Below are 14,673 nucleotides of genomic sequence, written 5' to 3'. Positions count from 1 at the left end.
ACGAACTCGGCCGCGGCGACCGCGGAACCCACGAGTAAGACCCCCAGTTGCCAGAGAGGCCATCGCCGGATCCACCCCATGAGCAACCTCCCCGACTCATGCTGAAGACGGACGCGCGTCTTCAGCAGGGCGTACGGAGGTGCACCCCAGGCGCACCCGGCGCGCACGCTTCCTGCGCCGTCTGGCCCGCGTGGCGGCCGGGCTGACCGGCTGCGCCTGCTACGCCAAGCCCGGGGTGATCGCCGGAATCGTAGAGTCGGCCCGCGCTGGCTGTCGTGGGGGATCCAGCCCCGCCAGACAGGGGCCGCCTCGTGGACGGCAGTCGGCATGCGGTGCCGATCGAGAAGGTCATGGAGCGGGCCATGGAACATCTGCCGGTGCTGATCGCCGACACGATCGAGTGGCTACGTAGGTGAGACGTAGGAACGAATGTCGGTGAGTGCTGGCAGCGGTTCTGGCCCGAGAGGCTCGGGAATGTCGGTCAGAAGTAGAAACGGCTGGGCGGTCAGACATCGATTCGACGCATCCACCATGGCAGGCCTGTGGCTGCGAAGGGGTTGTTGACTGTGCGCCGGAGGTTGCTGTCGTCTGCGGGGCCGATGGCTGCGGCAAGTTCGCGTCGTGCCTTGGTTCTCAACGCATGGAGCGTGATCTCCAGCAGGGTGCGAACGTGGTAGATGCCGTTACGGAGGTCTATGTCATCGCATGCGTAGAACCGATCCGCGTTCTCGCGAGGCCGTCGGGCAACGTCACTCCACCGGCGAAACGCGTGTGCGACCTCGCCCGCGGGAAGACCGTGACAGCGCTCGAATACGGCTATCTGCCTGTTGGCCGTGGCGGACAGCCCACGGATAACGGGTGTCCGCCGGTGGTGCGTGTGGCGCGGCGGGAGCTGCGCTCTGATCTCGCCCGGTGACCGGCGAGGCATGAACACTTCCAGGGGAGAAGTCGGATCGCCTGACCCTAGATGTCGCCAGCGGCAGAGATCAAGGCCTCGGGGTGGGTTCAGCTGGTCGGCTGGTGCTCGGCGCGGGCGCGTGTGGCGGGAGCCTAGTACTCCAGCTGTAGATCGTGATCTTCATGTTCGGGGGACTGCCTGGGGGCGGTAGTGGCTGGCTCGGGCTTGGGTGGCGGCGTCAGACCGGCGCGTAAGGTGCCCGGGTGATCGAGATACCAGAGGCGTTCGCGCAGAGCACGATTGAGCGCGAAGGAGAGCCCGGAGCGGCGTGGCTCGGCGAACTGGCCAGGATCGTGGAAGAGCTGCTGGGGCGCTGGGAGTGTGTGCCGGACGGGAAGGTGATGCACGGGGGCGTCGGGGTAATCATCCCCGTGCGGCAGCGGGCCGAAGGTACTGCTGTGCTGAAGGTGTCATTTCCGCACCCTGGCAATGTCCACGAGCCGGACGCTTTCGCGGCGTGGGGCGGGCGCGGAGCGGTCCTGCTGCACGAGCGCGACGACGAGCGGTTCGCAATGCTGCTTGAGCGAGTCCAGGCGTCAACCCTGGCCGGAGTGGAAGACGGCGACGAGGTTGTGACGGTCGCCGGACGGATCAGCCGCCGGCTGGCCATTCCCGCGCCGCCGGGCCTGCCCCGGCTGAGAGAGCAGTCCAATGTCTGGGAGGAGCAACTGCGCCAGGATGCTGAGGAGCTGACGCATGCACTGTCGCGCAACGTGGTGGGCGCCGCCGTGGCGACCGTCCGCGAGCTGGGCCGCGTCCAGCCGGACACCCTCATTCATGGTGACCTCCACGCCGGGAACATCCTGCGTGCCGACCGTGAGCCATGGCTGGCCGTCGATCCCAAGGGATATGCAGGAGATCCCGCTTACGACGGCGGCACGCTGCTCAAGTCGCGCGCGTTGACGCTTCTTGAGGCGGACGACCTGCGCAAGGCGGTCCACCGCACCCTGGACGTCTTCGCCGAGGCTGCGGAAGTCGATCGCGAACGTGTCCAGCGTTGGGCCCAGTTCCATGCCGTCCAGGCTGCGTTCTGGGGCCGCCGCCACGGATTCCGCATCGCTCGCAGCGGACCGCAGTTGGACTGGCTCACCGAATTCGCTGACCGCCTTGCGGAGTTGCTCACCGAACGCTCGTAGGTCGTGATCTCGCTGGGCTGGGGCGGGTGCGGAGACAAGTGCGGCCACCGTTGATCATCGTGAGTTGTGTGGACTTACGAAGAGACGGTGGCCGCAGGTCACAGCATAGATCCCGTCCGTTGGCGGGAGGCGTTCGAGGTTGCCATGGGTCGGATCGCTGCCCGGTTCGCCCGGGTCGAACCCCGCCTGCGAGCCGGGCGGTTGGTGCTGGGACTGCTGTCGGACCTGCCGAGGAAGAACTGCTGGACGATCGCGGAGTGGGCCGGGGAGGCCAACCTGCACGGCATGCAGCATCTGCTGTGCCGGGCCGTGTGGGATGCCGATAGCGTCCGTGATGACGTGCGCGAATACGTCGTCGAGCACCTCCACGACGAGGCAGCGGTGCTGGTAGTCGACGAGACCGGCGATGTGAAGAAGGGCACCCACACGGTCGCCGTCCAGCGCCAGTACACCGGAACGGCTGGGGCCTGTATTTCAATAACTGTCAGCGACGGGTTTCCGCGAGGGTTATTCGGGTGTGTAGCTGGTCCAATGTGCGGGCGGGCGATCCGGGTATGGGCGTGACGAGGATCCGGTGCAGGTCCAGGAGCCGTTTTGCGTCCTGGTACTGGATGGACAGGTTGGTGCGGTTGACGCCGAGTAGCTGCGCCAGGAACGTCATGGTCACCGCTCTGCGGCGGCGCAGGATGGCTGCCAGGAGCCGGTGGGTGTGGTCCACGCTGCTGGTCTGTGGGTGGCGGTAGCTGCGCGGTCGATGGAAGCGTCGCTGGAATGCTGCCTCGGCCATGGCGTCCCAGAATGGCTCCGAGACCGCCACCAGATACTCGAAGGCGGTTCGTGACATGCCGGTCAGGGCCGGATCGGTGAGCATTGCGGTCAGGGCCGGGTCGGTCCGGTGTGTCGTTGTCGGCGCGTCTGGCGCTCGCGGTGGAACGGGAGAGAGAGTGTAGTTCCAGTCACCGTGGAAGGTGTTGGGTGTGATCGGAAGGGTGTGGAACTCGGCGGGTGTGACGCTGATGCCGAGGTCGTAGCTGCTTGTGTCCAGTTCGGCCCCGATGGTCAGGCCGGTCTTGGTTGTTGTGGCGGCGATGGTCTCGAGGACGACCTGGTAGCTGGTCAGCGGCCGCCCCCGCCAGTTCGCGGTGATGTGACAGAACATCCGGTGTTCTATCTTGTTCCACTTCGAAGTTCCGGGCGGTAGGTGACAGACCGTGATCTCCAGGCCGCTCTCTCGTGCGAAGGCGGCCAGATTGCTTTTCCAGGTCCAGCGGCGGGGGTCGTTGGAGCCGCCGGAGTCGGCGGTGATCAGGAGCCTGCCGGCATGCGGGTGGTCCATCCGTCCGCGGCGCTGCCACCAGCGGCGGATGGACTCCACAGCGAACTGGGCGGTGTCGTGGTCGGTGCCGACGTTGACCCATCCGCTGTTGTGGGCAATGTCGTAGATCCCGTAGGGGATCGCCATGGGCTGGTCGTTGGTGGTGAACGTGTGGCAGTCCACCTTGATCGCGTTCTTGCCCGGCCGCCAGGTGCGACCGGGCCGGTCCCGGTTGCCGAGCCATTCTTTGGCCTTGGTGTCGACGCTGATCACCGGCTGGGCGTCGTTGAGGAAGGCGGCGGCGGTGGCATTGAGGTGGGTGAACTGGGCATCGCGGTCCGGATGGCTGATGCCCTCTGTTGTCTTCGCGGTTCCCTGCAGGCTGTATCCCAGGGTGTGCAGCAGGTGGCCGACGGTTGAAGCGCTGATCGGGTGGCCCTGTGTGGTGAGGGTCGAGGCCAGGGCCCGTAACGACAGCGTGGTCCATCGCAACGGGGAGACGGGGTCGCCTCGGGTGTGCGGCTCGATCAGCGACTCCAGCGCGGGCAGCAGAGAAGGGTCGGTGTCTGTCAGCCTCTTGCGGCCGGCGCCCGGAGCCCGGACCCGCAGGGTCGGTGAGGAGCGACCGGCCAACTCGGCCATACCTCGCGCGATGGTTGCAGTGCTGGTGCCGGAGGCGGCGGCGACCCGGACGATCCCGCCGCGGCCGAGGGCCGTAGCCTCACTGGCCAGGTACAGCCGACGGCGGCGTTCATCGAAGTGCGGCAGGATCTGATCGATCTTGGCCCGCAGAGCACGAGCGGCAACGCGGTCTGACAGACACGGGGTCATATCTCAGACTCCCACCAACACCCCTGTGCCGAGCACTTATTGAAATACGGGCCCCTGGACGGATCGAGAACGCCCAGGTCGCGGTCTACCTCGTCTACGCCAGCGAGCGCGGGCACGCGGCGGTGGACCGGGAGCTGTACATCCCACGCTCCTGGACGTGCGACCCGGACCGCTGCCGGGCAGCAGGACTCGGCGAGGACACCGTCTTCGCGACCAAGCCGGAACTGGCCCGCACGATGATCGAACGGTTCCTGGACGCCGGACACCACGTCGGCTGGGTCACCGGGGACGAGGTCTACGGCGGCAATCCGAAACTGCGTACGGCTCTGGAGGAACGCGGCATCGGCTATGTCCTCGCGGTGGCCTGCTCGGCCGAAGTGCCTACCGGCGCAGGCAAGTTCCGCGCCGATGCCTTGGCGAAGAAGGTTCCGAAGCGGGCCTGGCAGAAGCTGTCGGCCGGACGCGGCGCGAAGGGACAGCGGTTCTACGACTGGGCCGTCATCGACCTCGCCGAGCCGGCACCGGGCCGCCACCAACTGCTGATCCGCCGCAACCGCAGCACTGGTGAACTCGCCTACTACCGCTGCCACTCCACCGCGCCGACATCCCTGGCCACCCTGGTCAAGGTCGCAGGTTCCAGATGGCGGGTGGAGGAGACCTTCCAAACGGAGAAGGGACTGGCCGGGCTGGATGAGCACCAGGTCCGCCGCTACCCCTCGTGGACCCGCTGGGTCACCCTCGCGATGCTGGCCCACGCCTTCCTTGCCGTCGTCCGCGCCGACGAACACGCACACCGGCCCACGCGGGACGACCTGATCCCGCTGTCCTGCAACGAGATCTGCCGCCTGTTCATCGCGCTCGTTGTCCGGCCCATTCGCGACGCGGCCCACCGCCTTGCCTGGTCCGACTGGCGCCGCCGCCACCAGGCACGATCACGCACCAGTCACTACAGGCGGCAAGCCGCATCCCAGACATGAAGATCACGATCTACAGCTGGAGTATTAGGCGAGTTCTTGGGCCGGTATCTCGTCGTCGGTGAGTCCGAAGCTTCGAAGCCGCTCGGCTCCGACCGAATCACCGGATCGCTCCAGGATGCCAACAAGGTGGTCGTGGGCATACTCGCCGCATCCGTGGTTCAACGCAACTACGCATAGAGCTTGACTTCGTGCAGGTTCGCCTTCCTGTTCAAGTCTCAGGGCGTAGTTGACGAGAGTGTGGCGGTCGCCGTAGGTGGTGGCTTCCACTGCTAGGACGCTGGCGCCTTCATGATCTCCAGCTTCATGCCGCAATTTCGTCAGGTCGGAGAGCCCGATGGTGTCGCCGTCGGCAGCGGCTGCTCTTGCGGCGGCCTCAGCAGCCGCGCGGTCACCAGCTTTCTCCAACTTGCACACTCTGCCAGCGATTTCAGGGCCCTTTGGCCTCCACCCATCACCACTCAGCCATTCGTCCAACCGTTTTATGGAGAGCTCTACCAGTTCCTCGTTCCCGAGGCTCGTCCAGTAGGAGACCCACTCTTCGAGCGCGTACGTTTCACCATGGTGAGCGGCAAGGATGATGTTCGACTCAGGACTGCTGATTCCGGATCTCCAATCCAGGCTCCCCAGAAGATCAACTGCCTGTTCGTCACCTTGCTTGGCTGCGCGGCGATACAGCTCTCTGGCACGCTGCAAGTCGTCTCGGTTCTCGTGGAGACGCCCAAGCCGACGAAGCGCAACGGGATGATCGTGTTCGGCCGCCGCGCGGAAGAGCTCCTCGGCCGCCACTCTGTCGCCGGCCTGTTCTTTGATAGTGGCTTCGGCGACGAGGGCATCGATACTGCCGAGGCGAGCCGCCGCACGGTACAGCTTCACGGCGTGCTGAAAGCGGCAGCGCATGCGGGCCTGGTCGCCGATGACCGTCAGGACGGCCGGATCGGTGAGGGTGGCCGCCACTGCCTCCCAGAACGCCGGCGGAGGGACGATCCCAGCTCGTTCAATCCGGCCAGTCTGTTCGAGATAGTCCGATAGACGATAGTGAATACCCTTCCAGCCGGGGGTGCTGCCGGGCCGCGGCCGCACAGGCCCAAGGGGGCCGGGGAGGCCGTGGCAGGGCGCGGAGGTGAAGGACAGGGCCTGGTCGAACCAGTCGGCGCTGGTCTGGTGCCAGGTGAGGTCGTCCAGATATCCGGCGGTGGTGTGGACGAGCAGATCATGGGGAAGGTCGTGGGGATGGCCGAGCCTGCGCGCGTCCATGGCGGCCTGGATGAGTGCGGCGGCCACGGGCGGGGCGTGGCGAAATAGCCTGATCAGCTCCGGAACGCCAGTGAGGTATTGGGTGACCTGTCCCGCGGAGTGGCTGGCCGCCTGCTGAAGCCGCGAGTCCCCTACTGCTTTGGTGCGGAGCCGGTCGAGGTCGATGTTGGTAAAAGCTGCAGGGACTCGGATCTCGTTACCTGCCAGCAGATACCGTGCGTGGGCGTGTGGATCGGGACCTGGCGGAGGGGAGGGGAGGGCGGTCAGCTCGGCCCAATAGCGGGGCCAGATGGTCCCCAGAATGAGGAAAGGGCCCCTGTCCTGATCGGCCAGTAGAGTGCGAAGGGCCGCTGCGACCCGTTCACCGACGGCAGTGCCGGGGGTGAGCAGGAATCGTTCAGACTCGTTCAGCCACAGCACGGTACGCGGTGCTAGGACCGGGAGTTCGCTGAGCATAGTCTCCGGATTCGGATCGACGGGGTGCCAGACCCGCCAGCCACCCGCCTCTCTCAGGGCGGCGAGCGCCTCCCAGCAAGCGCGGGTCTTACCCGTGGAGGATCCGCCGACCAGCAGCGCAATGCCGCTCCTCCCCTCGATCGCTGCGGCCGCCACAACGTCCGCGAGATGCTGATCATGGGCGCGCGGTACATACGTCGGCAGCACATCCGCCTTGTCACCGGGCGGCGAGTCGATGGCACGCCGCACCTCCAAGGCAAACGGGTCCAGACCGGAGGACAGCAGCCGTCCCGGCCGGGCCCTCGGTTCGGGCTGGGTCGCGGAGGAGGAATTCGAAGCCGCGGCGCCTGGATTCTCCGGATCTGGCTGCTCAACTTCCAGCAGATGGGTGCGAAGAGCGACGTAGGCGGAATGCTCGCGCGTCTTGGCCTGGATGATGCTGAAGTGATCTCCGGGCAGCATGAAGACCTTGGGAAAGTTCCCCTGAGCAGAGGCACGAACGACGACTTTGTCCTCCTCTCCCCCGAAGACCCAGAACGGGATGGGGCACGAGGACGTTCCCACCCCCTTCGCATAGACGATCTGGCCAAGGACCGTTTGCTGAGCGTCCCTCACTTCAGCGTTCAGTGGTCCCAGTGCGCGCACTTGCGGATTCTTCGACCACCACGCGCTGCGAAGCGGCATCGCGAAGTCGGAGCCGCTGTTGGGGCAAGCGAACAGGACGACGCCTCGGATCTTGGCGAGTTGCTGCCCTTGCCCGCTGTGGATCATCCGCGCGAGGTAGCGCTGAACGATCAGGCCGCCTTGGCTGTGGGCAACCAGGAACAGGCGGTCGTGCCCGGCCGCCTCGTAGTGCAAGAACGTCTTCAGCCGGTCTGCGAGGTCGTTGTAGTCGGGAGTACGACGGTCGGGTCTGAAACGGAACTTTGGTGTCGCGTACCCAAACCGTCTCACCGCGACATGAGCCAGCTCCTCATCGGATTCGAGAAGCCCGGCGAGCGGATCCCATGTCTCCTCGGACGAGAAGAGCCCATGGATGAACACCACTCCGAGGTTGGTGGCGCCTTCGCCCACTGTGCCTCCATGACTTCCTCACAACGTCTCGTGCGTTGCTGATTGTTGCGCACCGGTGATGCCGCTCGGCGCGGTGGAAGACGCAGTCGTTCAATCGTTAGCTCGCCCCGGCGATCAGGTGCCCTCGGGCAGCAAGTAGTGGGCCAGACCGGCGCGGAGAGCCGGCCGGGCCCGCTGGGCGGGAGTTCGATCCGGTGCCGTTTAGCCGTTGTTGCGCCAGGAGCGCAGTCGGTCGGCGATGTCGTAGACCGTGAGCCGCAAGGCATGGATATCGGTGAGCAGATCCCGCCACGGCTCGAAGGAGTCGTCGACCTCCTCCCCGCAGGCGCGGATGTACGCCACCGCCACGCCGTACCCGAAGTACGCGTTGCGGGCGGGCAGCGGGCGCAGCAGGACCAGCTGCTCAAGCAGGGCGGCAGCCCGCCAATAGACGTCGGGATCGCCCATATCCAGCTGCGGTGTGTTCACCCTGTGCCGAGCTACGGCGGCCACCAAGCCCGAATAGTCCCGAACCCCGAGCTCCTTGCCGAGCAGTTCCTCCTGCCGGTCAAGGAGCCAGCGGATGTCGACGTGCAGTTCCAACGGTCAGGCCGCCCGCCCCACGGTGCTCCGCCGAGCCGGGGCGTCGTCCGGGAATGCCTCGTCGAACGCCTCGGCCAGGCCGGGGCGGGCGATGATGTCGCGGAACACGGCCGTCGCCTTACTGAGGGCGATCTGATTCTCTTCGTCTTTGGCCAAGTCGGCCAGGTAGGCGCGCACGCTCTGCCCGCGAGCTGCGGCGACCGCAGCGAAGCGGTCCCTGGTGTCCGAGTCGACCTTCACGGTGGTGTCAGCCATACCCCGAGTATGCACCCATGGGTACCTTTGCGAATACCTATCAGGGGACTACGGCCCTCGTCGGTCGGTGCCCTTCTCCGAGCATCTCGGGCATCAGGTCTCCCCGCACAGCTGGTAACGGGTACGTATTCCTCCCGTGCCGTATTCCCTTGGCGGGTGGTGCCGGATCACAGGGTTCGTCAGTGTGAAGGGTCAGCCCGGCAGTAGCCTCCTGCGACGGTGTGTGAGGTATTGGGGGGCTCGTGGCGCGGAGTCGGTGGCCAGGGTTAGTTGCCTCGGCGGTGATCACTGCGGAGGTTAGTGCGGTGACGTCACTTGCGGAGAATGCGGCCACCGGTCAGGACCGGTGGCCGGGACCGCTTGAAGCGATCCGGCGGCACGCGTGGATCGTCCTCGCTGCAGGCCTGGTGCTGGCGCTGTTCTTGGCCGTGTACGCGGTGTTCCACGAGGTCGGATCCTCGGCGGCTGCCGAGGATCCGCCGCCGCCCGGGCCGCCGGACATTCCGCAGTGGGTGGTCGACCGGGACCAGGCGCGGAAGGTGGCGGGTGAGTTGCTGCGGCGTCAGGGGCGGGGTTCGGTGGGGATCACGGCTGCGGCCGGGCTGCACGGTGCGGGAGGTTTCGGGAAGACCACCCTGGCCGAGATGGTGTGGGCCGACCGGCGCGTGCGGCGCCGTTTCCGGGGGCGGATCTACCGGGTCACCCTCGGCCTGAACGTGCGCAGCCGGGCGGAGATCACCGCGAAGGTGACCGAGGCGACCCGGTTCATCACTGGCGACACCACCGTCTTCGACGACCCGGACCTGGCCGGCACCCACCTGGGACGGCTGCTCGACGCGCGACCGCCCATGCTCCTGCTCCTAGACGACGTGTGGAGCACCGAGCAGCTCGCGCCGTTCCTGATCGGCGGTGCCAACTGCCGCCGGCTCATCACCACCCGGCTTCCGGAGCTGCTGCCCGGCGGCACGTACCGGGTGAGGGTCGATCAGATGTCGGCGGCCCAGGCCCGGCAGGTCCTCGCCTTCGGCCTGTCCGAAGGGTTGCCCGAGGACACCGTGCTCGGTCTGCTGCGGGCGACCGGACGCTGGCCACTACTGCTGCGTATCTGCAACCAGTACGTCCATCGCCGCACGGAGACCGGTATGGCGGCCTCCGACGCAGCCGCCGAGATCCTCCGGCGACTGCGTCTCGACGGGCCCGCAAGCCTAGATCCCGCGCTTCCAGTCGATCTCAACGATCCGCGCGCCCGCCAGACCGCTGTGGTGGCAGCGGTCGAGGCCGGGACCGCGCTGCTGCCACCCGGCGGATTCGAACGCTTCACAGAACTGGGCGTCTTCGCCGAGGACGAATACATCCCCATAGTTCTCGTCACCGCCTTGTGGCAGGCGACCGTGTCCATGCGCCCAGAGCAGTCCAGAGACCTGTGCGCCGCACTCGCCGGCCTCTCCCTTCTGGAGCTGGACCCGGCCCGTGGCGGGCGCGTCCGCCTGCACGACGTCATCCGCGACCTCCTGCGCACCCGTCTGGGTGATGCGGGCGCGCATCAGGTGAGCGGCGCGCTAGTCGATGCCGTCGCCACAGAATTGCCTCTAGCCGAGCCGCAGCCGGGCGACGCCGCCGGGCCGGTGCACGCATGGTGGCAGCACCCCGACCAATACCTCGCCAACCACCTCGTGACGCACCTCCTGGAAGCCGGCCGCGTCCGTGACGCCGAGGCGCTGGCGCTCGACCTGCGATGGATCGAACAGCGACTGGCTCAGGGCGGTGCAACCGCACCCCTGGCCGACCTGGACCAGATCCCCACCACCCCGGCCCGGCAGGCCGCTAGCGACTTCGCCCGCACCGCACATCTACTTGGACCGCTCACACCCACCCACGCACTGGGTGCCGTCCTGCGCAGTCGGCTCGCCGGATACGACACCTGGCGTTCCCAGGCGAGCGCCTGGCGGTCCACCAAACCCGCGCTCCACAACCGGTGGCCGCTGCCCGACATCCCAGACCCCGCGGTGATCTGGGTACTGGCCGGTCACACCGCATGGGTGACCGCGGTGGCGATATCGCCGGACGGCACATGGCTCGCCACCGGCAGCATCGACGGCACCGTGCGGATCTGGGATCGCGCCACGGGCCGAACCACGGCCACCCTCACCGGCCACACCGAGTCTGTGGGCGCGGTGGCGATCTCGCCGGACGGCACGTGGCTCGCCACCTGCGGCGGCGACGGCACGGTGCGGATCTGGGACACCGCCACCGGCGCCACTACGGGCACCCTCGGCCACTTCGGCTGGCTGGGCGCGGTGGCGATCTCACCGGACGGCACGTGGCTGGCCGCCGCCAGCATCGACCGCACGGTGCGCATCTGGAATTGCCTTCCCAGCCACTCCGCCACGGCTACCCTCACCGGCCACACCGGCAGGATGGGCGCGGTGGCGATCTCGCCGGACGGCACGTGGCTCACCACCGGCGGCGGCGACGGCACGGTACGGATCTGGGACACCGCCACCGGCGCCACTACGGCCACCCTCACCGGCCACACCGAGTTCGTGAGCGCGGTGGCGATCTCTCCCGACGGCACATGGCTCACCACCGGCAGCATCGACCGCACGGTACGGATCTGGGACACCGCCACCGGCGCCACTACGGCCACCCTCACCGGCCACACAGGCTGGGTGGAGGCGGTGGCGATCTCTCCCGACGGCACATGGCTCGCTACCGCCAGCACCGACCGCACGGTGCGCATCTGGGAAACATCTTCGGGGAGAGCAGCCACCGTCATGCGCACGGAGAGCGAACTGCGTGCCTTGGCATGGATGCCTGACGGACGTGCCCTGGCCGTGGCGGGCGGGCTTGGCCTCTACGTGTACAGGTTCGCCCCCGGAACTCCACCCGCTGCTTGAGTCTCACCTGCCAGCGGAGTCTTCCCCCTGACCTAACAAGGGGACGTCGCCGCTTGTGAGGTCCGCCCGAACTGCTGGTACCGGGTACGTATTCCACCCTCGCGGTATTCCCTTGGCGGGCGGTGTCGGATCGTGGAGTTCGTCAGTGCGAAGAGTCGGCCCGGCAGTAGCCTCCTGTGACGGTGCGTGAGGTGTTGGGGGGCTCGTGGCGGGAAGTCGGTGGCAGGGGCTTGCTGCGTCGGCCGTGATCACGGCGCTGGTCAGTGCGGTGACTTCGGCGGCGGAGAACGCGGCCACCGGTCAGGACCGGTGGCCGGGTCCGCTCGACCAGATTCGGCGGCACGCGTGGATCGTCCTGGGCGTGGGTTTGGCGCTGGCCCTGTTGCTGGCCTTGTATGCGCTGTTCCACGAGGTCAAGTCTTCGTCGGAGGCCGAGGACCCACCACCGCCAGCGCCCCCGGAGATACCGCGGTGGGTGGTCGACCGTGCGCAGGCCCGGCAGGTGGCGGCTGAGCTGGGCCGCCAGCGGGGGTTGCGGTCGGTGGGGATCACCGCTGCGGCCGGACTGCACGGCGCGGGGGGGCTTCGGGAAGACCACGCTCGCGGAGATGGTCTGGGCCGACCGACGGGTCCAGCGCCGCTTCCGCGGGCGGATCTACCGGGTCACCCTCGGGTTGGAGGTGCGCAGCCGGGCGGAGATCACCGCGAAGGTGGCCGAGGCGACCCGGTTCATCACCGGGGATACCACGGTCTTCGACGACCCGGACCTGGCCGGCGCACACTTGGGCCGCCTGCTCGACGCCCGCCCGCGCCGCGAACGTCTCGCACTGGCTGGTCTACGCCGACGGGGTGCGCGAACACATAGAAGCCGCTCGCCAACGCCAGTCCCGCACCGCGCGCGGCGAGGCCCGCGGCCAAGCCAAGGCCCCTGCCGGCTGGAAGGTCGAACAGGAGATCGTACGCGAGGGGAACCGACGCCTGCGCGCCGAAGTCGATCGCCTCAAGGCGGCAGTCCGCCGGAGCCTGGGACAGCAACTCGACCAGCTCGGCGCCGCCGACCTCGGCACGCGGGTCGACGAACTCACCGCGGAGAAAGAGAGGCTGCGCGACGATCTCGCCCAGGGCCTGGCCCGCATCGAGGAGCTGACGAGCAAGCTCACCGAGACCGAGGACGACCTGGCCAGCGCACGGACCAGCCTGCGACACATGATCCGATCCGAGAACCTGTAACCTTCAGTCGTTTGCAGACACTTACGCCGCCCATCTGGTTACAGTAATGGCCACGCCGAACGGGCTCAGTCAGTTCGTCTTGGCGGTGGAGAGGGAACGCAGAATTTCATTGACGGCTCGCTCCCTGGGAAGAAGACACTGGTAGCGCCCTCCTCTGTGAACAAGAGGGATGAACGGCTTCTCCGTGTCCATCAATCTCTGCTGCCAGGACTCCGAACTGTCTGGTTGTGCCTCAATAACTGCGGCAGTACGCCGCAGTACTGACCCGAATAGTTCATCAAGGCGTGTGGTCGTAAGTACGCCGTGCTCTCGCTTCGCCTCCAACTTTCCGACCTCGACGGCCAAGACCTGCTCGAAGGCAAATGGATTTCGCTTCCAATCCGAGGAGGGGAAGAAAAATCTTTTATACTCTTCGGAGACCGGAGAGGTAAAGGGAAGAGCAGGAGGGGTGTCGGCCTCGGCGTCAGGTATGGCCTGATCCCACTGACGGCTCACTGTCAAGGCTCGCTCGTATGACCTACGCAAAGCAGGGCGTGCAAGCAAGCGGTCAAGAAGTAAATCTGGCGTAGCCCAACCGCGAAATGCGCCAGTACCGGAATCACCGTCGGTCGCCAAGAACACTATCGCCTCGGGCCGTCCAAGTCGCACGGCGCCGGCGCAAAGTACCAAGAGCCGTGTCTCCCACCACGCTGTACCGTCCTGCAGGTCAATGACCGCCACTTCGCTACGTGCCGCTTCCTGCAGGGTATCCAGGATTGCTGTCGTGCTGCTGTCGTTTAACGTGGCTCCGGGGGCGAGGCCCATGCGTGGTGAGACTTCCGTTTCTCGAGACTGACGCTCTGCTTCGGGGAACTGGATGCGAATCCCGAATGCTTCAACTGCTCCACCACCGGTAAGGCTCCCAAGGAGAACGAGCAGTACCGGTAGAACTGTGAGGAATAGGATCCCGATCAGGACCGTTCCCTCGTGTCTTTCACTTGGCCAGTCTGCGTTCGCGTGCATCACGCCCAGTAGCACCAGCAATCCGATCAATACTATCGGTACTGCGATTAGTGCTGAGCGCAGCTTGCCGGGCCAGAAGGGTCCCCCTGATCGATCCATGATGAGAACTGTGCTGCGAAAGCTCAACTTGGTCAATGTTCTGGGCAACGAGAATCATGGATAGCGCCTCGCTCGGGAGGGGTGCGAAATCTGATCTCACGACCGCGATCTTCACTCGGCGCGACTATTGAACGCACCGTGGTCGCGGATGAATGGGTGCATATGATTGGTACATGACAACAGAAACCGCCCTCTTGCGGCATGGCCCGTGGAGTCCACACGCTGCGTTTTTCGATCAAGTCCCTACGCGACCCGACTCCCGGTGGACGAAGAGAGATCGCCGATTTCGCATACGCCGAACGTCGCATTGTGCTCACCCCAGCTCCCGGCCATACTGCAGAATCGCAGAGCACTCGACATGGCCGTCAAGAAGGCGCGGGGGTGGGGAATGGCCGCGAGTCAATTAGTCATGCGCTCCTGGCCACCGAAGACCGGCTGCGAGGCCAAATTCGAACTCGCCATTCTTCTCTCACGAAAAGCGGACTTAGTGCGTCCGCCTGCCAACCCGACCAGACACCAAAAACCGGACGGTGGGCTCAGGGGTGATGCAGTCTTCGAGATCCGTCCGAAGGCAGATGCAGCCGTGCAGGCCCAGTCGGTAGAGATC

At 66.4% G+C, this 14,673-nt stretch carries 7 protein-coding genes and 3 pseudogenes; 5 read left to right on the top strand and 5 right to left on the bottom strand.

The window, feature by feature from the left end; genetic code table 11:
* Positions 1-1,161: 1,161 nt before the first annotated feature.
* On the top strand, positions 1,162-2,094 hold the full coding sequence (locus OG496_RS55180) for an aminoglycoside phosphotransferase family protein (protein ID WP_405976509.1): 933 nt from the start codon (positions 1,162-1,164) through the stop codon (positions 2,092-2,094).
* Positions 2,095-2,238: 144 nt separating this feature from the next.
* Positions 2,239-2,559 (top strand): annotated as a pseudogene (locus tag OG496_RS55175) (transposase); the annotation flags it as partial.
* Here OG496_RS55175 and OG496_RS55170 read toward each other — a convergent pair.
* Positions 2,559-4,240, bottom strand: a pseudogene (locus OG496_RS55170) (ISAzo13 family transposase); the annotation flags it as partial. The pseudogenes OG496_RS55175 and OG496_RS55170 overlap by 1 nt on opposite strands.
* Before the next feature lie 56 nt (positions 4,241-4,296).
* On the opposite strand from OG496_RS55170, the pseudogene OG496_RS55165 reads away from it, so the two are divergent.
* Positions 4,297-5,217, top strand: a pseudogene (locus OG496_RS55165) (IS701 family transposase); the annotation flags it as partial.
* A gap of 24 nt (positions 5,218-5,241) precedes the next feature.
* On the opposite strand, the gene OG496_RS55160 reads toward OG496_RS55165, so the two are convergent.
* From OG496_RS55160 to OG496_RS55150, 3 genes are all read right to left on the bottom strand, one after another.
* Positions 5,242-8,001 (bottom strand): alpha/beta fold hydrolase, encoded by a 2,760-nt coding sequence (locus tag OG496_RS55160; protein ID WP_405976508.1) that lies wholly within the window; start codon positions 7,999-8,001, stop codon positions 5,242-5,244.
* Between the two features lie 201 nt (positions 8,002-8,202).
* Positions 8,203-8,583, bottom strand: coding sequence for a toxin Doc (locus tag OG496_RS55155; RefSeq protein WP_405976507.1), 381 nt, complete (start codon positions 8,581-8,583; stop codon positions 8,203-8,205).
* 3 nt (positions 8,584-8,586) lie between these two features.
* Positions 8,587-8,838, bottom strand: coding sequence for an antitoxin MazE7 (locus OG496_RS55150; protein ID WP_405976506.1), 252 nt, complete (start codon positions 8,836-8,838; stop codon positions 8,587-8,589).
* A 305-nt stretch (positions 8,839-9,143) separates the two neighbouring features.
* Here OG496_RS55150 and OG496_RS55145 point away from each other — a divergent pair, with 305 nt between their 5' ends.
* Both OG496_RS55145 and OG496_RS55140 read left to right on the top strand, forming a co-directional pair.
* The gene (locus OG496_RS55145) at positions 9,144-11,735 is read left to right on the top strand and encodes a WD40 repeat domain-containing protein (protein WP_405976505.1); all 2,592 of its coding nucleotides are present in this window, start codon (positions 9,144-9,146) and stop codon (positions 11,733-11,735) included.
* Positions 11,736-12,584: 849 nt separating this feature from the next.
* Complete coding sequence (locus tag OG496_RS55140; RefSeq protein ID WP_405976504.1) at positions 12,585-12,965, top strand: DUF4164 family protein; 381 nt, start codon at positions 12,585-12,587, stop codon at positions 12,963-12,965.
* Between the two features lie 69 nt (positions 12,966-13,034).
* Here the strand turns inward: OG496_RS55140 and OG496_RS55135 are convergent, their stop codons facing one another.
* Positions 13,035-14,066, bottom strand: a complete 1,032-nt coding sequence (locus tag OG496_RS55135; RefSeq protein WP_405976503.1) for a hypothetical protein — start codon at positions 14,064-14,066, stop codon at positions 13,035-13,037.
* Between the last annotated feature and the right edge of the window lie 607 nt (positions 14,067-14,673).

The organism is Streptomyces sp. NBC_00988, assembly GCF_045162645.1.
Lineage (GTDB): Bacteria > Actinomycetota > Actinomycetes > Streptomycetales > Streptomycetaceae > Streptomyces.
Note: the sequence above shows the minus strand (reverse complement) of the source record. Positions and strands in the feature narration are given on the sequence as shown.

Excerpts from the sequence above, each read along its gene's own strand:
- OG496_RS55135 (WP_405976503.1), bottom strand. The coding sequence starts at position 14,066 with ATGGATCGATCAGGGGGACCCTTCTGGCCCGGCAAGCTGCGCTCAGCA.
- OG496_RS55150 (WP_405976506.1), bottom strand. The coding sequence starts at position 8,838 with ATGGCTGACACCACCGTGAAGGTCGACTCGGACACCAGGGACCGCTTC.